This is a genomic window from Syntrophorhabdaceae bacterium (genome assembly GCA_035541755.1).
Classification (GTDB): domain Bacteria; phylum Desulfobacterota; class Syntrophorhabdia; order Syntrophorhabdales; family Syntrophorhabdaceae; genus PNOF01.
Genome location: DATKMQ010000086.1, coordinates 1 through 21,237, shown reverse-complemented (window position 1 = coordinate 21,237; position 21,237 = coordinate 1). Strand labels below are relative to the sequence as shown.

The window sequence follows — 21,237 nt, the reverse complement described above, 5'->3', positions numbered from 1 at the left end:
TTCCGTGCTCTCATTATATTGTCTTTCATCGCCTCCATATCTTCTTTTTCTGCATTCTTAAACGCGAGGTCGAGGACCGAGACCTCAATAGCCCTGCGCGCCGTGAAGCAATCCTCCAGCGAGACCTGATGAAGCTTAATCGTCTCCAGAAAAAGGCCGGACAGTTTGCTCAGCATGGTACTCTGGATCATAGCGCCGCCCTTGGCCCCTGGTTTTATGGTAATGAAGCCGGAAAGCTCGAGTACCCGCAGGGCCTCCCTGACCGACTGGCGCCCCACACCAAAGAGTCGGGCAAGGGCTGGCTCCGGCGGAAGCTGCTGCCCCGGCTTGAGCGCTCCGTTGAATATAAGTTCTTTGAGCCTATCGGAAACCTCCTCGAAGGTCCTCTTGCTCTTCACCGGCTCGATAAGCTTCTCATAATCCGTTTTCACGGTAAGCCTCGTGTCTCTCCTGCCTGTTGCGCACCCGGTGCTAAAGATGGAGGAGCTTGCGCGCATTGCCTTCGTAGATCTTCTTCCTCGTCTCGTCGGAGATCTTCATTGCATCTATGGCCTTGATGGTCTCTCGTATCGTAACGCCGCCATTCTCAACGTCGTAAGGCATGTCCGTGCCGAAGAGGACGTGGTCCTCGCCGAAGAAAGCGAGGCCGCACTCCATGGAGTAATTGCTGTTACCGACGATGGCTGTATCCGCATAGAACATCTTAAGGTACTCGACGGGATGTTTGGTGAGTCCCGGAAAGTGTTCGGTGCCGAGGCGCTGAAGGCCGTTATTCCAGTGGGCCACCGCCCGGTCCGAGAAATAAGGGACCATGCCGCCCAAATGATGCGTGATGAACTTGATGGTTGGTAGCTTTTCGAAGATGCCTGAGAAGACAAGCCTGACCATGGCCGCCGTGGTGTCGTAAGGCCACCCGTAGATTGAGAAGAGCTGGTTATAAGAGGTTTTTTCGGACGCCCAGTCGGGTTGGTCAGAACCGCGCATGGGGTGGATCCAGATGGGGAGGTCGAAGCCCGCCATAAGCTCATAAAGGGGTATCATCATGTCTGTGCTCGGCGGCTGGCCGTTCACCCTCGTATGGATTTGGATACCTTTGAACCCGAGCTCCTTTATTGCCCGCTTTGCCTCCTTGACGGCGATGTCCGTATTGTTGAGAGGCACGTTCGCTATGGCGGCTATATACCTGTCAGGGTTTTTGGCCACCATCTCCGCGATCTCGTCATTGCATATCCTTGCGAGTTCTGCCGCCTCGGAGGCGCCCACGACCTCCTCGACAGGAGGCATAGTCGCCGAGACGACCTGGACAAGGTCGTCGTAAGGTGCAAGCTTGGTGAGCCTCATCTCGTTGTCCCAGAGCACGGGCCTTCTGTCCTGGACGGCTTTTTCCGTGGGAAACTTGTGGGAGTACTTGTAGAGTTCTTTCTTGTAACGCGGAAGCTGTACATGGGTGAAAATATCGATTTTCATGATCGACCTCCTAAATGCGAGCCAGGTTTACGGTGCTTTGCCCTGTGCGGCCGGCAAAAAGTCAGACAAATAGATGTTATAATGTTTATACCAATGGGATATTCCTGTGTCAATGTTTTTGTGACATGGAAGACAATCACGCCGCCAGCCCTTATATCGGAGATAAGACGATTTGGAGTATAAGGAAAGCACAACTTTCCATTTTTGTTTTTACCCTTAACCTGATAGTATGTTGTAAAGGTGGTCGTTTTCCAAGGAGGGAATAAATGAAGAAGTGTGTAGGATTGCTTGCCTGTTTATTCATTTTAGCGGTACTGGCGGCGCCTGACCTTTCGATTGCGCAAACCTCGGGCATCGAGGTTGGCCGCGTTTATCACATCGAAGGGGATGTGCAACGCTATGTCCCCGAAGAAAAAGACTGGGTCGCCGTGGTAAGAGATGTGCCTTTCGGGACCGGCGATACGTTCTTCGCGTCAGATCAGGGCAGGGCGGAGTTCATCGTGCCCAACGGGAGTTGGATAAGAACAGGCAGCAGTACCCAGATTGAGTTCATTGCCTTAGACACAGACGTGACCGAGATCGATGTGGCAGCCGGCGTGGCAAGGTTTTATAACAAAGGTGACAAGGCGATCATCAAGGCAACAAGTCCCTTTGGATACGTGCTCGCCTATCCTGGTACGGTCTTTGATTTTTACGTAGGCGAGAACTCGGTCGAAGTGGTTGCGGTAAAGGGAACGGTGACGTTCGTTCATGCGGCGACTGAGACGCAGTACGACGTGTCAGCAGGGTCGCCGTCAATTCTCGCCGACCAAAACCAGGTGTCCTCAGGCGATGGCGGTGTGGATTCCGACTGGGACCGATGGAATAAGGGCCGTGAAGATTTCTGGGCGGCCAAGGCCATGGTCAGGGGACCGTCAGTCGAATACCTTCCCCCGAGCCTTCGCTATGACGCATACACCTTTGAAGAAAACGGACGATGGGAGAGTGTCCCCTATGAAGGTGCAAACCGCTGGTTCTGGACGCCTGTCGTGGCCCCCGGATGGTCGCCATTTACCGTCGGCCGCTGGACCGATTGGTATGGGGACCAAACGTGGATACCGGCAGAGCCGTTCGGATACGTCACCCACCACTACGGCAACTGGGTCTATGTGCGTGGCCGCTGGTACTGGGCGCCTCCGGTGGTGGCCGTACGCGTGGGCATGCCATTCCTCAATGTGGGCTTCTTCTTTAATCCCGGAAGGGTATCGTGGATCTATAGCGGCGCGTATGTGGGGTGGGTCCCGCTTGCCTACGGCGAGACGTATTACAGTCACCGTTATTGGGGAGGCCCCCACAACGTGGCCGTCACCAACATCACGCAAATAAATATCAACATCCGCAATTACGCGTACGCAAATCGTGCCATCATCGTAAACCGGGACCATTTCTATGACGTGAACAGTTACAGAAACGTGCGGATAACCAACGTAACCCCCGGTGCCATGAGCAGATACCACGCGGCGCCCATTATCAACAATACGGTAATAGGGAGCTACACCACGAACCGAGCCAGGTATAACTATACCAACACGGCGACAATGGAAAAACCGCACAATGCGGTGGTCAACCGAATTCGAGACAACGAAATGACCGTACAAAGGGGCAAGAAAGAAACCGCTCCAGAGCTTGAGCGACAGGCAAGAAGTATGAGGCAGGGAACGCCCGCCCGGGATGTCCGGGTAGAAGAGCCAAAGATCACCAATTACATGGTACGGCCCGCCGAGGTAAACCGCCCGAAATCGGAAATGAAATTCCAGCAGATTAAGATCAAAGGGGCCCTCAACCCAAGGCCGTCCGCGACGATTCCTCAGGTTGTCATACCTCAGCATGTAGCGCCCGCAGCGCCTGGTCAGTCAAAACAGGTGGTCATTCCTCAGCACATAGCGCCAGCACGGCCAGAGACCCCGAACCAGATTATGGTACCGGAACATGTTGCACCGGCAAGACCCGGGCAGATAGGACAGGTTGTCGTCCCGGAGCATGCAGCACCTGCGAAGGCGAATCAGCCGGATCGTCCGGGTCAGGCCGTGGTACCGCAGTACACGGCTCCCGCGGCGCCTGGTCAGTCAAAACAGGTTACGATCCCGGAACATGTTGCACCGGCAAAACCCCCTCAAAAAGATAAGGCACAGGACGAAGCCGGGCGCTTAGACAAACCAAAGTGACAGGTCGCATCGTGAAATCGTGAGGGAGACAGGCATGAAAACACTCTTTGCGGTATCGGCAATCCTACTCCTCTTTAGCACCGGATTCGCACAGCAGCCGCTCGCCCCACCCGGGACGGGTAGGCCATTGCAGGGGCCACAGCAGTTTGAGTCACGTAAGCTAAACATAATGGCCGCTCTCGATAGAAGAATCTCTGTACTGTTGCAGGCAAAAGCCTGTGTATCGAGGGCCCAAAACCCTCAAGCCCTTGAGAGGTGCAGAGAGGACGCGGAGAAAAGGAGATAATTGCAGATGCCCGATGTATGAAGAATCTTCACGCATCGGGCATGCTACGAAGAAGACCGACGCCTGCGGTGCGGTGTCAGCGATACCTATTATATTTTATCTTATCGTACTCGAGTTGTTCCTTAGGTATAGACGCCTTGGTTTCCCCGGGATATCCCAGGCTGATCAAACATTCTACCCGTTCGCGCTCCGGTATGCCGAGGAGTTCCTGGATGTAGGCCTCCGAGGTCTTTTTGTCGTCGTAGAATCGGTTTCTGATCTGAATCCAACAGGTTCCGAGACCGAGCGAATGGGCGATGAGTTGGACTACGATGGAGGCAATGGAACAATCCTCGACCCACACGTCCGATTTTGTCTCATCCCCCAAGACCACGATACACAGGGCCGCATCTCTCAGGAAACCCGCCCCGTTTTTTTTGGCCTGCGAGAGTTTTTGGATGAGGTTCCGATCGTCCACAAAAATGAAGCTCCAGGGATTTATGCCACGGGACGAGGGGCACCGCAGAATGGCCTCCTTAAGTACCTCGGTCACGCCTGTATCAATGGCCTTTCTCTCATATTTCCTTATACTCCTCCTGGTCCTGAGAATCTCTATCATTACGCACCTCCCGTTATCTGCGAATATATTGACGAGCCGTTCGTCGCCCTCGCCCCTGACGCACCTATTCAATGGGCCTTTGAATTTGGCTTACGCGCCTTAATGCCATCGCTCTTTTTTGAGTCCACTGGCACCTTCGTATACGATCTCGCACGCGAGCGATTCCTCCCGAATATCTCCGAAGAGACGCCTTCTATCTATCTTGAACCATGAGGTGAGTTTCAAAAAGAACCGCATTCTGTCGCGTACGGCAATGCGTACTGGTACGGTGGTGTTAAGCTGCACGAGCATTCTCTTCAGGGCCTTCTCTTCCACTTCCCCAAATACAATATCTTCAACATCGAGGAGCACAAAACCGCCCTCGTGGAGGGTGAAGATGTTGCAAGCCTTCATGTCTCTGTGCGAAATTCTCTGTCTCATTATAGCCCCGAGGAACAGGGACAGCTCTTGTACGAACCGTCTCTTCTCGGGATAGGTCATGCCATCGTAGCTTACGTCGAGGAAGCGGTCAAGCTCAATGCCTTTATGACCCAAATCCTCCATGGCTACGTAGCCTGACGAAAATAGAGTCGGCAGTTTCACATAGAATGGCCGGGGCACAGCAGCACTTTCAAGATACTTGAACACTACATGGTTCCTCCAGGCTGTCCTCAATCGACGTCCGTGGCGGTACACCTTGCGGATGTGGTCACTGAAGCGGTCGACCCTGACTTTCTTGTCTTTCTTGAGGGTCGCAACGAATTCGCCATGCGCCATTTCCTCGGAATCTCTTATACGTACCTCACCTGAATGGGCCTTGAGCAAAGAGGTATTCTTAAAGGCTCTGTCCTTCTTGCTTGCCACCCACTCCTTTCTCAACGTTGCGATCTCCCGCTCTATACGCCGCCTCACGGTCTCGCTACATCCAAATACATGAAAGAAATAATCTCTCTCCCGCTCCGATATGTCATCGTAGATGATCCCAAGGGCATGGGTGACGTTCGACACCTCGTCGTCCTCGTGAAAGTACTTCTTGACCTTTGTTTTGTGGAGGTCGATAAGATAGAGTTTATCGCCCCTGATCAGAACGTTGTCCAGGTGCAGATCGTTGTGCCGCACATGTTTTATCGTGAGCTGTGCGAGAAGGCCGGCAAGAAGGCTAAACAACGTGTCCCGGTCTGAAGTCTTTTTGATGGCGTCGAGTAGACTCTGGCCTTCGATGTACTCTTCTATAATGGAGGAGCTGTTTCTGCCGATCCCATAGCCGAGTACCGCAGGCGTGGGTATGGAAAGGGCGGCAAGACGATTGCCGATGGCGAATTCCCTTTTTCCGCGGGGCGCAAAAAGATGGCGGATACGTCCTGCGAAGCCTGCCTCAAGAAAGGATTTGATGAAAACCCTCCCCCCCTGATAATCGAACGTACCGTAGTATCTCCTCTCTTTGTCCTTACCGGCGAGATGCGCTACGACCACCTTGAGCCCTTCCTCCATGAGATACCAATCCGTGACGCCCAGACTATATCTTTTCAGGCCCTCAGTCATCATCTACGCACCTTCCCCCGCAACCGTTTTCAGAAGCACCTCGTAGAATCTCGGTGCGCAAGACTCAAGTGAAAACGATGTGAACACGATCTCTCTTCCGCGAACGCCCATGGTCTTGCGCTTCTCCTTATCCTCGATGAGTAGCGAAAGCTTCTTCATCCACTCGTCAGGAGAGGCCGCAAAGTAACCGTTAAAGCCTTCTTTCACCACGTCTTTATTCACGCCCACGGGCGTGCACACAACGGGCACAGCCACGCCGAAATATTGGAGGATCTTGAGGCCGCATTTGCCTTCGGACCAGGGGTCCTGTACGAGCGGCATGACGCCGATATCGAGCTCGCGGAGATATTCAATTTCTCGCTCGGAACTCCAGGTGCGTTTTATCACGGGGATGTTATCACAATCAAAAAAAATATCGCAGATGATTTCGAGCTCAATGCGGGGGTATTTTTTCCCGAGCTCTTCAAAGACAGGACGCATCTTTTCCAGGTAGTGAATGCTCCCGTGATCGCCGATCCAACCGATAGTCGTGCGCTCTTTCTTGAGATCATAGTCTTTCGCTACATAGCGCTCCTGGTCTATGGCGGTGGGTATGAGCGTTACGTGATCGGTGAACTCAAGGGCTTTGTCGCGCAAGAATCCGTTCCCCGCTATGACATGATCCGACGCCCGCACCATGGCCGCAAACCGTTTCAAACGGGTCGCGGAATATGGGGAGGCCGCTTTTGAATTCCTGTACATCACCGAGTCATCAAAATCGTAGACAATCTTTCTTGCCCGTCTCGTAAGCAGTGTGAGGAGCGGCCCGTGGAACCTTTTCCTTTGCAGGAACAGGCAATCGTAGTGAGGAAGGTCCCGGAACAAGCCGTACAGCGCCGCGGTAGTTGCCGGGTACGGCCTCACCGTGGCGGCTACACCCTTTGTCTTCAGATAAGGGAGATACTGAAGCACGCGGTATCTGCTCGCTGCAACATTCTCACCCTGGATCAGAAAGAGTACCTTCATACAAAATCCCTGTCCATGATAGAGACGAGGTATTCGAGAGAGACGCACCGCGTGGCCTGCACGGCTTTCCGGTCCCTAAGCGTAGCCGGCAGACGCGTGAGGGCCGCGAAGGTTCCTTTCAAATAGTAATAGGTGCGCAGTTTATAGAAATTCTTCAAAACCCGCTTCACAAAATACCCCGTCCTGTGTCCGAAAATCCTCCAGAAGTTCTTTCTGATAAGTTCCCCGGGCATATCCTTCCAGAAAAACAGAAGGGCGTTGCGATTGTTCAGATAGGTCGGTTGATATTTCCTCTTCTTTATGGTCGCGCCCACCATATGATATGCTACGGATTTGGGCACATACAGGGCCTTGTAGCCCGCGAGCTGCGCCCGAAAGCTTAAGTCCACATCCTCAAACGAAGCAAAAAACGCTTCATCAAAGAGCCCCACGTCGTCGAACATCCTTCGCCTGTACATGGACGCACCGGCATTGACGCCGAAGACATATCGTACCTCGTCGTACTGTCCCCTGTCCTCTTCTCCAGCGCCGACGATCTCCACATCGCCGTTGCTGTTGAGCCGTATGCCAAGTACGTTTATGCGCTCCCGCTCCCAGTATCTCATCATCTTAGGTCCGCAGGCCCCTGCCTCGGGGTGCTCACCCAGGGCCTCATACATGGCTTGCATCCACTTAGGGTCCAGGTCTATATCATTATTCAGGAGGCAGATAAACTCACCGAATCCCGCCTCAATGCCCCGGTTTACCGCAAAGGCGAACCCGTAATTCTTGTCGAGGGCTACAACCCTTACGTCAGGGTAGCTTTCCGCGAGAAGCTTAAGCGAGCTGTCACTAGACCCGTTATCTACGACGATCACCTCGAAATCCTTGAACGTCTGTGTCCTCAAGCTGTTAAGGCACATGGGAAGCAGCCTTTCGCCGTTCAGATTGGGAATCACGACACTTATAAGGGCCACTATATCACCTCGTGCCTTTTTTTTGCGCGAGCACAATGTACTGCCTTACCAAACAATCGATGAGACGGCCGCCCGTGACACGGTTTACCATCTTGAGCCATGCGGCCCCTGAGGGCTTCTTGATAACACGGAGCGGCTCAAAGCCTGCGTCAATAAGGAGTTCTCTGATGGAGGAAAGGGTAAAAAAGCGCAGGTGAGTCTTGTCCATAATGCCGTCGGACTCATATTCGAACTTGCCCTTGAAGGCGAGTTTCTTCATCACCCTGTAGTGGCGGATGTTGGGTATGGAGCAGATGACCGTTCCACCCGCTCTCACCATGGCACTATGCTTCTTCAAGGTGTTCCAGGGGTCCCGCAAATGTTCGAGAACGTCAGGATAAAGAATGCAGTCAAAGTGTCCAGGTGCGTAAGGAAGCTCGATCTGTTCCACGTCGCCGATAAAGAGCCGGTCATAGTAGCCCTCGCCCCGCCGAGCTATTTCCTCAATGCATTCGATGCCCACAACCTCATCGAATCCTGCCTCTTTGAGCGCCTTGCCCGTCATGCCGGCAGCGCAGCCGACTTCGAGAATCCGGTTGGCGCCTTTCGGGATGAGACCGATGAGATCGTGGCGCACGCTAAAGTAATATGGAGCGTCCATAGAATATTTCCTGTGACAAGCTCACTTTGAACGGCCACACTATAGCATCCATCTGTGGGTATTTCAAATCTTTAACGGGTCTCACGGTGTACGGGCCCCTTCCTTCGTGACTTCCGCGAGGATTCTTTCCAGCTCGTTCGCATTTTTTTCCATGGTATAGTTTTCCATTTTGAGACGGGCCATCTGACCCATGCTCTTTCTCTTTTCCGAATCGAAGAGTTCCCGTATGGCCTGGCTTAAAGCGACCGCGTTCCTCGGGTCGTCGATAACATAGCCTTCGTCTTCGGAAATAAGGGCTGACGCGCCGTTCCATTTTGTGGTAATTGTGGGTAGTCCCGATGCCATGGCTTCCATGGTCGTGAGAGAGCACGCATCGTAGAACGTGGGGTGGACAAGAATGTGCGCCTGTTGATAGATCGACTCAGGGTTCGCCATCTCGCCCACAAACCTGACCCGGTCCCGTATACTCAGCTTTTCGGCCATGGCCTCGAACGGTTCTCTTCTTCCCCTGCCCATGACGAGAAGTTGGAAGGACCTGGTCTTACGTGAGAGTTGGCCGAGCGCACTGATGAGTGGGGAGAGGCCTTTCAGACGGAAATTGCCCGCGGAAAAAAGAATCGTGAGAGGCCCTGATGGCTCCCTACGAGATGGCCTGAACCGATTGATGTCCACGCCGTTATAAACCACGTCTATATCCTTCTCACTCAAGCCGTAATAGTCTGTCATTTGCCTCTTTATCATTTCCGATATGGCGACGATGCGTCTGTATCCATTCTGCCGGATCGGATATTCCGAGACCCATTGCTGGACCCTCTGGTTGAGGCTCGTTTGCAGGAGAAAAGCCTTGAGACGACGCTCGCCGGCATGATCGTAGCTCGCGATCTCTCTTTCCATCCATATGTGCTGGATGCCTCCGTGACTCTGATACACATCGAGATCGAGCGTATTGCCGAAGCCCAGGACAACATCGAGGCCGCGCCGCCTCACCAGTTTCTTCTGGTTCAACGCAAACGAAAGCGATCTCAGCCACCTGGGAATCGGGGTCGCGCCCACCCGGATGAGACTTACCTCCGGTACAGTAATGCCCTCAGTGCAGAACACGAAGACCTGGTGTCCCTTTCGGGAAAGCATGAGGGACAGATCGTAGGCATATCGTTCAGCGCCGCCCTTCTTCGGATTGAAGTGATAGATTGACAGACCTATTTTCATATGGATACGCTCACGTTATCTTCAAAACCGATTTGAATATATAAGCGTCAACTATTATATGATAAACCAAAAGCTTTTTGAAAAGATATTTGTGAGTGGTGTCTGTGCACCGCACCCTGTGCACTTTGTCTACGTAAGGCCAGGGGCAGTCTTGTCGAAGAGGCCTCGCGGCATCAGCAGGCGCTTAAACTCATTCTTGCATTACCTTAAGCAGAGGGTTATATTCTCTTACCATGGATTTGGAATATACGCGGGAAGCGGCAATGAAGCTGCTTAGCGCCAAAGGCGAAGAACGCGAGGAGCTCTACCAAAGGGCCGATGCGGTGCGCCATGAATATATGGGCGATGACGTCTATATCAGGGGTATCATAGAATTCTCAAATATCTGCGCAAATAACTGCCTGTATTGCGGCATTCGTGCGGGGAATGCCAGGGTGGAGCGTTACGCCATGGGCGCCGAGGAGATACTAGAGGCGGCATACGCTATGGCGAATACGGCCCTGACCACGGTGGTCCTGCAGTCCGGCGAGGTTCCCGGACTCACCGACCAGCAACTGGGCGAGATCATCCGGGCCATCAAACAAAAGACGGCGCTCTCGATCACGCTGTCCGTGGGCAATCGCCCGTATGACACCTATCGCTATTGGCGTGATTGCGGTATGGATCGGTACCTGCTCCGTTTCGAGACGAGCGATGCTTACCTGTTTCAAACGATCCATCCCGGCTCAACGCTTAAGGACCGCACGGACTGTATCGGTTTTCTCAAAAGCCTGGGCGTTCAGACGGGAAGCGGATTTATGATAGGCATCCCGGGTGAGAGCCTCGAAACTCTGGCAGATAACATTCTTCTCTGTCGCGATCTTGATCTTGACATGATCGGCATTGGACCCTTCATCCCTCATCCGGATACCCCGCTTGGCAGCGAAAAGAATGTGTATGAAGATCGTCCCGAAATGTTTTTCAAGGCTATCGCAGTGCTCCGCATCTTCAATCCCGACGCCCATATCCCGGCGACTACGGCATTCGACGCGATCTTTCCGGGTAAAGGCAGGGATATGGCGCTTAGGCGTGGGGCCAACATATTCATGCCCAATAGTACGCCGGTCAAATACAAGCAGGAGTATTTTCTCTATCCGGGGAAACCCTACGTAGACGAATCACCGGAGGCCTGCGCCGAGGCAGCCCTCGTGAGGATAACGGGGCTCGGTAGGGGCATAGGACAGGGCCCGGGGCATTCTATCAAAAAGAGAGAACGCCGCCCGACCTAAAGACTATACGTACTTGCCGGCGATGTAATTGCTCAAGTGCTCGATGAGCAATTCTTGCTCTGCAATGATCGATTTCACGATATCGCCGATGGAGATAAGGCCAAGGAATTTCTCGCCGTCAAACACCGGCAGATGCCTCACGCGCTTCGCCGTAATCAGAACCATACAGTCCTCAACGGTAGTTTCCGGCTTGACCGTGTACATTTTATCGGCCGGAGTCATAATCTCCTGCACAGCCGTCTCCCGTGAGGCCTTGCCTTTCAGGATAACCTTTCGCGCATAGTCTCTCTCGGAGATAATTCCAGCCACCTTCCCCTTCTCATCGATGACCATCAACGCGCCGATTTCTTTCTCTCCCATCAGTGCGAGGGCGTCAAAGACGCTCGCCTTGGGCAAAATCGACCAGACTTCATTCTGCTGTTTGCTTATGAGGATCTCTTTGGCTGTTTTCATCTCGCATACCCCCTTCAGGATTTTGGATAACCTACCTCAAATCGGGAAATCTATCGTTATCCGTGTACAAGCAATGCCTCACTTACACAATTGCTATCCGTTTCAGACACATCCTAAAAGTAAAGGTCCCTCTCGCCCTCTTCGAGCTTCTTCAACCTTTGTTTGGTCTTCTCCCGTATCTTTGCGTTCCGGATCTCGCCCAGGTGTTTCCGGATAACTTCCTCCCCCACTTTCTTGGTTTCTTCCGAGGCGTAGTCCAAAAGAAACTCCTTGAAGGTGAGGATTGCGTTAGGCTGACAGATATTTTGTATCTCGCCCGACTTGGCGAGTGGCATAAAACGGTCTCCTGTTCTGCCCTGACGGTAACAGGCCGTACAGAAACTCGGGATGTAACCGGACTCACAGATGTTATGGAGCATCTCGTCGGTGCTACGGGTGTCTTCGACCTGAAACTGCCCCGGGGTAGCCACCTGCTTGCCTTCGATGTCCTTGTGGTATCCGCCAACGCCCGTGCACGATCCCGCGCTGATCTGCGAAATACCCAGGCTTATCGCTTCATCGCGGTACTCCGCCGGCTCCCTTGTGGACAGAATCATGCCGGTATACGGCACGGCAAGCCTGATCACGGCCACGATCTTCTTAAACTCGTCATCGTGGACGAGGTAAGGAAAGGCTTCAAGGGTAACCCCGGCCGCGGGGCGGATCCTCGGTACGGAGATGGTGTGACAGCCTACACCGAATCGTTCTTCAAGGTGAAGCGAGTGGAGCAAAAGGGAGAGCACCTCAAACTTGTAATCGTAGAGCCCGAATAGCACACCCAGTCCCACGTCGTCGATGCCCGCCTCCATGGCCCTGTCCATGGCGAGCGTATGCCAGTCATAATCGCGCTTTGGGCCGGCGGGATGCATCTTTTCATAGGTGGCCCGATGGTATGTCTCCTGAAAAAGGATGTACGTACCGATGCCCGCCTGTTTCAGTTTCCGGTAGTCCTCGACCGTGGTGGCGGCGATGTTCACGTTGATCCGGCGAATACTCCCCTGCTTCTCTTTAACCGCATAGATCGTGCGCATGGCATCGAGCACATAGTCAATGGGGCAGTTCTTAGGGTCTTCGCCCACCTCAAGGGCGATCCGCTTGTGCCCCATGGCTTCAAGGGCAACTACCTCCTTTTCTATCTCGTCAAGTTCGAGACGGCGTCTGAGTATCTCGTTGGAGGTCCTGTAGCCGCAATAATAACAATTATTCACGCAAAAATTACTGATATAGAGGGGGGCAAAGACCACGAGCCTCTTTCCATAGATCTTTTCCTTTATTTCGTGGGCGGCGTGAAAAAGCAGATTGAGGGTCTTTTTATCCTCGATATTAAGAAGCACGGCCGTCTCAAAGGGGGTCAGTCCTTTGGCGGCCCTCGCTTTTTCAATGACCTCTCGCGCCTTATCCGGAGAGGCTTGTTTCGCGTCGTTCAGGATCTTCTCTATCTTTTGATCATCGATAAAATCGGCTCTGTGCCTTGCTGATTCTGTCATATTTTATACTCCCTGCTGTGCCCTAAAATATAAGCTGAGATGCGGAAAAAGTAAAGAGGCGCTTCACCTCTCATCGTCACGGTTCAAGACGTTAAGGGCTTCCGGAAAAGGCTCCAGGGCACGCTTGAGAATGCCCATCACGTAAGCAATGAGAACTCCATAGTTCACAATCGGCACATGGGCCTGGCCCGCCACCATGATGCGATGGAGCATTTCTTTGCGGTTAATCATGCAGGCCCCGCAGTGTACGACCAGTTTGTAATCCCCCACGTTGGGCGGAAGTTCCATGCCGCTCGCCCAGGTGAAATTCAGGTCTCCGCCTACATGTTGCGTGAGCCACCGGGGTATCTTAACGGTACCGATATCGTCTTCGACCCTGTGGTGGGTACATGCCTCGGCCACAAGCACCTTATCGCCGGGTAAAAGCTTCTCAACCGCGTTGACACCCTCCACCAGGGTCGCGAGGTTTCCCTTCTGGCGGGCAAAGAGGATCGAAAAGGAGGTCATGAGTATGTCTTTCGGGGTGTCGGCGGCCACTTTCAGGAAGGCCTGGGAATCCGTAACCACAAGCCTCGGCTTGTTCTTCAGGTTATTCAAGGCAGCCTTGAGTTCTCTTTCCTTGACCACATAAGCCATGGCATCATTATCCAGGATGTCCCGCATGGTTTGCACCTGGGGGAGAATGAGTCTTCCTTTAGGCGCCGCAAGGTCAATGGGCACGACGAGCACCACCGTGTCGGCGGGCGAGATGAGGTCGCCTACGATCGTCGTGGACATCCAGTCTTTGGGTGCTGCCTTGATTATGGCGAGTTTCAGCGCGTCGATCCCCTCTTTAGTCAGGGCGCTTACCGGGACCACGGTGAGGCCAAGCGCGTGTCCTGCTTGATCCGCGCGGGCTTGCGGATAGAGGTCTATCTTGTTGACTACGGCGATCACCGGGACGCTATTCTCTCTCGCCTTCTTCACCACATCCTCTTCGTACGCATCTGTCCTTTTTGACGGATCGATGACGAGAAGCATAAGGTCCGTCTTTGCGAGCACCCCGTAGGCCTTTTGCATGCGGAGCGCGCCCAACTCACCCACATCGTCGATGCCCGCCGTATCGATGATAACGACGGGTCCAATGGGAAGAATCTCCATGGATTTGTAGACCGGGTCGGTCGTTGTACCGGGAACATCCGAGACGATGGCGATATTCTGATTGGTAAGTGCGTTGATAAGACTCGATTTTCCCGCGTTTCTCCGTCCGAATATGGCTATGTGGAGACGGCTCCCGCGGGGTGTCTGGTTGAGGCCCGTATCTGCCACTCTATCCTTCCTTTTTCCTTTTTACGGTTTTAGATCCGGCAATACCCGGCCGGGTCAACTCCCGGGGAGAAAATATAACATCCAATTCTTCGGGGGTAAACAAGCCCTGCGTAAGAGCCACTTCCCTAATGGTCTTACCCTGTGTGCGGGCAACTCTCGAAAGTTCGCCGGCCCTGTCATGGCCGATATAGGGGGCGAGCGCCGTGGCAAGGCACAAACTCTCTTCGAGCCACCCCACACATTTTTCCTGGTTTGCCTTGATACCTTCGATACAGTGCGTACGAAAGACCGTCACCGCGTTCACAAGGAGCTTGAGCCCGGTGAGGAGGTTAAACGTAACGAGCGGCAGAAAGGCGTTGAGTTCAAGCTGCCCCGAAGAAACAGCCAAGGTGATGGCCTGGTCGAAACTCATGACCTGGTAGGCAACCTCTGTAGCCATTTCGGTGATAACGGGGTTTACCTTATCGGGCATAATGGAAGAGCCTTCCTGGAGTTGCGGCACGATGATCTCGCAGAGGCCCCCGCGCGGACCCATGGAGAGGAGTCTCAAATCCGCCGCCACTTTCGCGAGGTTGACCGCCGCCGCTTTGATAAGGCCCGATACCTCGGCAAAGACATCGGCGTTCTGCGTCACATCTACCATGTTCTCGGCGCGGGCCATGCCGAGGCCGGTAATATTCTGCAATTCCTCGATCGCCGTATAGATATAATCCCGTTCGGCGTTGAGTCCTGTGCCGATAGCGGTGCCGCCCAGATTTACCTGGCGGAGTCTCTCCTCGACTTTAAAAAGCCTCCAGCGATCCCGTGCAAAGGCCTCCGCGTAGGCGCCGAATTCCTGTCCAAGCGTAATGGGAAGCGCGTCCTGCATCTCGGTCCTGCCGAGCTTGAGTATGCCGGCGAAAGCCCGCTCTTTTTCCTGAAGGGCGCCCTGGAGCCTGGCCATGGCTTCGGCAAGCGTCGTGACGAGCCGGATAGCTGCGACTTTGAGGGCTGTGGGGTAGACATCGTTCGTGGACTGAGAAAGATTCACATGACCCAACGGGTCGACGAGCGAGTAGTCGCCTTTGACGCCCCCGAGTATCTCTATGGCTCTGTTTGCGATGACTTCATTCATGTTCATGTTTGTTGACGTGCCTGCTCCCCCCTGGAACGCATCAACAATGAACTGATCGGCAAACCTACCCCCGGCTATCTCTTCTGCGGCCCTGACTATGGCCCCACCTACCCTGTTGTCCATGAGGCCTGCTTTCACGTTTGCCAGGGCACAGGCCTGCTTCACCGCTGCCAGGGCCCGGATAAACTCATCGGGCACCTTGAGGCCCGATATGGGGAAGTTTTGCACGGCCCGCAAGGTATGTATGCCGTAGAAGGCATCTGCCGGTACCTCCATCTCTCCCAGTAAATCACGCTCCGTGCGATATGACGCCATCCCCTATTTATAAACCCTGCCCGATAAAGAAGCAAGAGATCATTTCGCCCTATCCGCCCACAAAAGCGCGATAATCGCATCGAATTTTGCCTTTCGGTGGTATAATGCAAAGAACGATCTCGTGAAGGAGGATAGTATGAAGAAATATATGCTCATGACCGCCATTCTTATCGTCTCGGTATGTATGCTCGTCCCGTTGTTTATGGGGGTCACACAGGTTTACGCCCAGGACAAAGGCGCCGCAAATATAAAACTCCCGGCGCCCAGATACTCGAGCGACACGTCTGTTGAAAAGGCGCTCGCCGAGAGGAGGTCCGTGAGAAGCTATAAGGCAGAGCCACTCACCATGGCTGAAATCGGCCAGATCCTCTGGGCAGCCCAGGGCATCACGGAGCCGAAAAAAGGTCTGCGCACTGCGCCTTCCCCACGTGGCGCTTTCCTTATTGATGTGTATCTGTTTGCGGGAAATGTGACCGGTCTTGCCAATGGCATGTACAGGTATGTGCCCCAGGGCCACGAACTCATGAAGATCGCTGAAGGGAACCTGAAGGATGACCTGTTGTATAAGGCCGCTCCTCAGGCCCAGATCAAGTTTGCCCCGGCGGTGCTCCTTATCGCGGGCAAATCTACAGGCGAAGCGATGAATCCTTACTGGACGTATCTGGAGGCGGGTCACGTGTCCGAGAATGTCTATCTGCAGGCCGAGTCGCTCAAGTTGGGGACGGTAACCATGGCTGGGTTCAAAGCGGATGACGTGAAAAATGCGGTGAAGTTACCGGCCAACGAGCAGCCTATTTACCTCATGTCCATCGGAAAAAAATAGGTCTGATGGGTCAATTGTAAGGACGGACGGATAATTGCAGGAAGGCGGCGGGTAAGTAACCCCGTATTGACTAAGGAATATTTCGTACGATATGTGTCAACTCGGGTAGGCTGTGGATCACAAAATCGGCTTGTCTCTCAAAGCCGTCTTTGCCGTATCCGTGAGTGACGGCAACGGTTCTCACACGGGAAGCTTTGCCTGTCTCAATATCGATGGCGCTGTCGCCCACAATGAGCGTCTCCTCGGGGAGTGCCTTAAGGGCTGAAAGCACGTGCAGGACGGGCGCCGGTGATGGCTTATGTTCTGCCATGGTATCGACCGCCACTACCATGGCAAAGTAATTGTCGATCTCGAATTTTTTTAAAATGCTCAACGAGAGTTCCTCGGTTTTGTTCGTGATAATGGCCATCTTCACGCCGTCGAGCGCTTGCAGGGTCTTAAGCGCACCCGGATAGAGCACGGTTCTGTCCGCCGGGTGAGCGGCGTAGAAATCCAAAAATCTAATCACGAGTTCTTCTCTGTCCCAGCGAAGGTTGCATTTCACGAGCGCGTCCTCTACGAGCTTTGACGGTCCTTCGCCGATGAGGCCGGAGACTTCTTTAGTCGTAAGATCGTTTACACCGCAGGGTTCAAGCGCGTAGTTCAGGGCAATCGTGATGTCCTCTATGGAATTAATCAGGGTGCCGTCGAGATCGAAGATGATAAGCTTTATGGCCATCAATGAATCTAATACGATTCCACCCCATTATTCAACAAATGATCATGCAGAGGACCGTGAGAAATGCTTTCGGAAGCATGATTTAGTCATATTTAACTAATTGGTATTGCACGTTTTTCACTATTGCCGTGTTGTTGCTGTACAAAAGAATGGACTTCGTTATTCAAAATTGCCTTGATTGACCATCTGTCCCGACTCGATGTAACGCCCCCAGGGCTAATCCCTGACCCAAAAGATCACGGTTGGAATCTTAAAGCGCATGGAATCAAGGTGATGCCATACGCACGGACACATAAAGGGATTATTTGTTTTTGACTGTAATCAGTACATTACCCATTTTACCGGAGACATTTTATTTCAAGTGGCGCTCAATGAAAGTCTAGTAGTGAACCGTGCGATCCTTCTGCTATCCAAGATTTGACCGAGCTTGCCTGGCGCCGCATCATCTGGCCAGACTATCGCGGCTCGTCCCCTTCGAGTTTCTTCCGTAAGGCACCTTCAATTGCTTCATTCTGCTTCTCAGGGTACTGGCCTTGATGCCAAGGAGCTCAGCGGCGCCTCCTTTCCCGTGGACTTTACCCTTTGCAATTTCCAAAGCACGGCAAATATGGCGGTAGTTGATCACATCGAGGGGAAGGAGGTCATCATCACGAAGAGCAACAGGAGAACCTTCGATGGACCCGGCTTCCGCCAGCCCCTTGAAGGTGAGGGGTAACCCTTTGCTCAAGATCAGGGCCCGTTCCACCACATTCTCCAATTCCCGTACGTTCCCCGGCCAATGATAGGCAGTGAGCATGTCGATAACACCCCGGGCAAGCGGTGGAGGGGTGGACAGGCCTAATTCCCTTGATTTGCGTTGCACTACATGATGAAGCAACGCGGGGATATCTTCTTTTCGTTTCCGAAGTGGCGGAATGAGAATAGGAAAAACGTTAAGGCGAAACCAAAGGTCTTCCCGGAAAGTCTTTGCCCGCACCATTTCTTCCAGGTCCCGGTTGGTGGCAGCGATAATTCTAATATCTACGGAGACAGATGCAGTCCCGCCAACACGCTCAATCTCCTTGTACTGGATGGCTCTGAGCATTCTGATCTGGGCGTGCTGAGGAAGCTCGCCGATTTCATCGAGAAAGAGCGTGCCGTGATGGGCTCGCTCGAATCGTCCTCGTTTTTGAGACAGCGCCCCAGTGAAGGCCCCCTTCTCATGCCCGAATAGTTCACTGTCAAGGAGCGTCTCGGGAATGGCACCGCAATTAACCTTCACGAAGGGCCCGTCCCTTCTCGTCGAAGAATAGTGAATCGTGTTAGCGATCACGTCCTTGCCAACGCCAGTTTCACCCAGCAGTAAAACCGGGCTGTCGAGGACGGCTACCTGCCTCACCATGGTCATGACGTCTTTCAGGCCAAATTCTGCGCCTACGACCTCGTCTCCCGACAGGCGGAAGAGTTCACGGTGGAGATATCGGTTGTCATCGGCGAGCAGGTCTTTGAGCCTGAGGACCTCCATAAGCGTAAGCGTGTTCGAAAGGGCGATACTGAATGGATCTTTCAGGAGCGAAAAAAGCGAGGTATGTTCCTCAGTGTATCGGTCCTTACCTTCAGCGAGCAGGGCAAGGACCCCAAGTTTGTTTCCGTCCACCTCAAGCATGCATGAAAGAGCGGATGTATCGGGCCTACCATAGTATTTGATCATAAACTGGAAGACCGGGTCCGCCTCCGGCTTGTTAAGGGTCAGAATTCTTGGCAACTCCCTTTCCAGCCGTTGCCTCATCTCTGGAGGAAGCGCAGTAATGCGATCCATCTTCTTGCCCTCGAAAGGAGTGGCCATGGCGATGGTGCGGATGGCGCCGAGACCAGCATCGTAGAGGTGAAGGTACATTTCGTGGGCGGGCATGAAGTCTTTGAGAAACCCCACAGCGCGCTGCATGGCAATCTCGATCTCGAGACTCGAACAGATGAGCTTGGTTGCATCACGGAAAAACACGTTCTCGTTTACACCCATGAGATGGCCTCTTCTTGCTCAGAGACGACAGCTTTCTCGTTTTGACTTATTTCGCAATTCTATGTCCAATTGCGAAATAAGTCAATCCTCTTCTGCGAGATATCGAAAACGGCGTAGGCCGACCACGTGAAAACAGCCCCAGATGGCCATTTATTGCTGTTGTCACTCAACGGCACGATTGCTGCAGTTGAATACGTGCAATGCCGAATGAAAAGGGGTGTGTGAAATGACATGGCTCGAGGTGATCAAAGTGAGGTTTGCAGGCAGTCATACCGGTTCGTTGGACGTATTCCTGCGGTCACTTGAGGAACTCCGAAAAGACGGCTTAATCGCAACGAACTGTTACCGTCACGCGAGCCTGGAAACGGATCTCATGGTACACATTCTATGGGAATCGTCTGACATGGACGAACAGGGGAGCCCACTTGGCCTCGTGCTCGCCCGCGCCCTCCGCGATTTCGGCCTGGTCGACCACTCTCTCTGGCGCCAACACTCCGCGGATGGGGAAGGCCTTCCGCACGTGACCGAAATAGTACCTTAAGAATAAAGGAGGAAAAATATGAACAGACTCATGAGCATCGCAGTCATATGTATCGTTATCGGGTTCATCTTGGCTATTGTGTTTTCTGTAATCTACAAGAATCGAGGCGGACAAGAAAAGGTCTCCGAGTTCGGTAGGTATCACGGCTATTCTGAAAGCACCTATGACGGAGCCAAGCGCGTTTCTGACTACCTCACCCTGTCAAATGGAACAAGGCTGGCGTACGATCTCATTCTTCCGACACGAAAAGGCATCACGGCAAGCACCGCACTACCCTGCCTTTTCAAATACACTCCGTATTTGCGCACCTTCACCATCTTTGACAAGAACGGCAAGAATATGATTGCCGATCTGGTGCGTTTAGGATGGAAAGAAAGGGCGCTGCTTCGGCTCAGATACTGGCTCTCCAAGGATGGCCGCTATATGGACCCAGTTTTCAGGACCCCATGGCTCAAGAACATGATCAGGCACGGGTATGCCGTCATCGTCGTTGAGAGGCCAGGAACGGGGGCATCCTTCGGGAAATGGGACCCATCCCATGAGACGGGCGGGAAAGAGGCGAGCGAGATTATTGATTGGATAGCATCTCAACCTTGGAGCAACGGCAATGTGGGCATGTACGGCGATTCGTTCCAGGCCATGGTGCAGATGGCCGCTGCTGCTACGGGCAATCCTCACCTCAAGGCAATCTTCCCCGCCTCGGCTCCCTTGGATACATACGATTCGGTGAGCTTTCCCGGTGGCGTTTACAACAAAGCCTTCGCAGACTTCTTCAAGTGGTCGACCACATTCCTTCAATCCGGTACTGTGACGCCCGTAGATAGCGATAGGGACGGCTCTCTCATGGCCCTGGCGCAAAAGGAGCGCGCCTTTTCTCTACCGCAAACAGTGGAAAGAATGAAAAACGCAGCGTTCAGAGACAGTGTTGAATCAACGGGGCGAAGTATTTATCAGGACCGCGCTGCCCTCTACCCGTTCATAGAGCGAATTAACCGCTCCGGCGTCGCAGTCTGTATGACCACCGGCTGGTATGACATCTTCGGGAGCGAGATGTTCTTCTGGTACGAGAATCTCACCGTACCCAAGCGACTGATCGTGAGACCCACCGATCACAGTGCCGTGGAGAAAAATGGATCCGATCTGGATTATGGAGCCGAGGCGCACCGCTGGTTCGATTACTGGTTGAAAGGGATCGACAATGGCATCATGAGAGAACCGCCGATCCACTATTACGTTATGGGCTTACCCCAGAAAGACGCCTGGCAGGTATCGTCTCAATGGCCGCC

The 21,237-nt window shown here is 53.3% G+C and carries 20 protein-coding genes; 6 read left to right on the top strand and 14 right to left on the bottom strand.

The features are described 5' to 3' along the window. Both VMT62_08420 and VMT62_08415 read right to left on the bottom strand, forming a co-directional pair. Positions 1–431: GntR family transcriptional regulator (locus tag VMT62_08420; GenBank protein ID HVN96439.1), on the bottom strand; the 431-nt coding region annotated here is incomplete at its 3' end. Between the two features lie 40 nt (positions 432–471). Next, entirely contained in the window at positions 472–1,467 is a 996-nt protein-coding gene (locus VMT62_08415) for an amidohydrolase family protein (GenBank protein ID HVN96438.1), read from the bottom strand. A 266-nt stretch (positions 1,468–1,733) separates the two neighbouring features. On the opposite strand from VMT62_08415, the gene VMT62_08410 reads away from it, so the two are divergent. Both VMT62_08410 and VMT62_08405 read left to right on the top strand, forming a co-directional pair. Beyond that, the gene (locus VMT62_08410; protein HVN96437.1) at positions 1,734–3,671 is read left to right on the top strand and encodes a DUF6600 domain-containing protein; all 1,938 of its coding nucleotides are present in this window, start codon (positions 1,734–1,736) and stop codon (positions 3,669–3,671) included. A gap of 34 nt (positions 3,672–3,705) precedes the next feature. Next, a complete protein-coding gene (locus VMT62_08405) occupies positions 3,706–3,957 on the top strand; it encodes a hypothetical protein (GenBank protein HVN96436.1) in 252 nt (83 codons plus the stop codon). 76 nt (positions 3,958–4,033) lie between these two features. On the opposite strand, the gene VMT62_08400 is transcribed toward VMT62_08405, so the two are convergent. From VMT62_08400 to VMT62_08375, 6 genes are all read right to left on the bottom strand, one after another. After that, positions 4,034–4,555 (bottom strand): nitroreductase family protein, encoded by a 522-nt coding sequence (locus tag VMT62_08400; GenBank protein ID HVN96435.1) that lies wholly within the window; start codon positions 4,553–4,555, stop codon positions 4,034–4,036. 99 nt (positions 4,556–4,654) lie between these two features. Further along, positions 4,655–6,079: a lipopolysaccharide kinase InaA family protein gene (locus VMT62_08395; protein HVN96434.1), complete on the bottom strand. Its 1,425-nt coding sequence runs from the start codon at positions 6,077–6,079 to the stop codon at positions 4,655–4,657. After that, positions 6,080–7,081, bottom strand: coding sequence for a glycosyltransferase family 4 protein (locus tag VMT62_08390; protein ID HVN96433.1), 1,002 nt, complete (start codon positions 7,079–7,081; stop codon positions 6,080–6,082). Then, entirely contained in the window at positions 7,078–8,037 is a 960-nt protein-coding gene (locus tag VMT62_08385; GenBank protein ID HVN96432.1) for a glycosyltransferase family 2 protein, read from the bottom strand. The genes VMT62_08390 and VMT62_08385 overlap by 4 nt, the downstream gene beginning before the upstream one ends. Before the next feature lie 4 nt (positions 8,038–8,041). Further along, the gene (locus VMT62_08380; protein ID HVN96431.1) at positions 8,042–8,677 is read right to left on the bottom strand and encodes a class I SAM-dependent methyltransferase; all 636 of its coding nucleotides are present in this window, start codon (positions 8,675–8,677) and stop codon (positions 8,042–8,044) included. Positions 8,678–8,758: 81 nt separating this feature from the next. Then, complete coding sequence (locus VMT62_08375) at positions 8,759–9,886, bottom strand: glycosyltransferase family 4 protein (protein ID HVN96430.1); 1,128 nt, start codon at positions 9,884–9,886, stop codon at positions 8,759–8,761. 233 nt (positions 9,887–10,119) lie between these two features. Here VMT62_08375 and hydE point away from each other — a divergent pair, with 233 nt between their 5' ends. After that, on the top strand, positions 10,120–11,154 hold the full coding sequence (gene hydE, locus VMT62_08370) for a [FeFe] hydrogenase H-cluster radical SAM maturase HydE (GenBank protein HVN96429.1): 1,035 nt from the start codon (positions 10,120–10,122) through the stop codon (positions 11,152–11,154). A gap of 3 nt (positions 11,155–11,157) precedes the next feature. On the opposite strand, the gene VMT62_08365 is transcribed toward hydE, so the two are convergent. The 4 genes from VMT62_08365 to VMT62_08350 all read right to left on the bottom strand — a co-directional run bounded on the left by VMT62_08365 (position 11,158) and on the right by VMT62_08350 (position 15,870). Next, the gene (locus VMT62_08365) at positions 11,158–11,607 is read right to left on the bottom strand and encodes a CBS domain-containing protein (protein ID HVN96428.1); all 450 of its coding nucleotides are present in this window, start codon (positions 11,605–11,607) and stop codon (positions 11,158–11,160) included. A 113-nt stretch (positions 11,608–11,720) separates the two neighbouring features. Continuing rightward, entirely contained in the window at positions 11,721–13,133 is a 1,413-nt protein-coding gene (hydG, locus tag VMT62_08360; GenBank protein ID HVN96427.1) for a [FeFe] hydrogenase H-cluster radical SAM maturase HydG, read from the bottom strand. Between the two features lie 63 nt (positions 13,134–13,196). After that, the gene (hydF, locus tag VMT62_08355; GenBank protein ID HVN96426.1) at positions 13,197–14,441 is read right to left on the bottom strand and encodes a [FeFe] hydrogenase H-cluster maturation GTPase HydF; all 1,245 of its coding nucleotides are present in this window, start codon (positions 14,439–14,441) and stop codon (positions 13,197–13,199) included. Position 14,442: 1 nt separating this feature from the next. Continuing rightward, on the bottom strand, positions 14,443–15,870 hold the full coding sequence (locus VMT62_08350; protein HVN96425.1) for an aspartate ammonia-lyase: 1,428 nt from the start codon (positions 15,868–15,870) through the stop codon (positions 14,443–14,445). 136 nt (positions 15,871–16,006) lie between these two features. Here VMT62_08350 and VMT62_08345 point away from each other — a divergent pair, with 136 nt between their 5' ends. Next, a complete protein-coding gene (locus VMT62_08345; GenBank protein ID HVN96424.1) occupies positions 16,007–16,693 on the top strand; it encodes a SagB/ThcOx family dehydrogenase in 687 nt (228 codons plus the stop codon). A 70-nt stretch (positions 16,694–16,763) separates the two neighbouring features. On the opposite strand, the gene VMT62_08340 is transcribed toward VMT62_08345, so the two are convergent. After that, complete coding sequence (locus VMT62_08340) at positions 16,764–17,411, bottom strand: HAD-IA family hydrolase (protein HVN96423.1); 648 nt, start codon at positions 17,409–17,411, stop codon at positions 16,764–16,766. A 442-nt stretch (positions 17,412–17,853) separates the two neighbouring features. After that, positions 17,854–19,410 carry a sigma 54-interacting transcriptional regulator gene (locus VMT62_08335; protein HVN96422.1) on the bottom strand — a complete coding sequence of 519 codons (1,557 nt, stop codon included), beginning with the start codon at positions 19,408–19,410 and terminating at the stop codon, positions 17,854–17,856. Between the two features lie 226 nt (positions 19,411–19,636). On the opposite strand from VMT62_08335, the gene VMT62_08330 reads away from it, so the two are divergent. Continuing rightward, positions 19,637–19,951, top strand: coding sequence for a hypothetical protein (locus tag VMT62_08330; protein ID HVN96421.1), 315 nt, complete (start codon positions 19,637–19,639; stop codon positions 19,949–19,951). An 18-nt stretch (positions 19,952–19,969) separates the two neighbouring features. After that, positions 19,970–21,237: CocE/NonD family hydrolase (locus VMT62_08325; GenBank protein ID HVN96420.1), on the top strand; the 1,268-nt coding region annotated here is incomplete at its 3' end.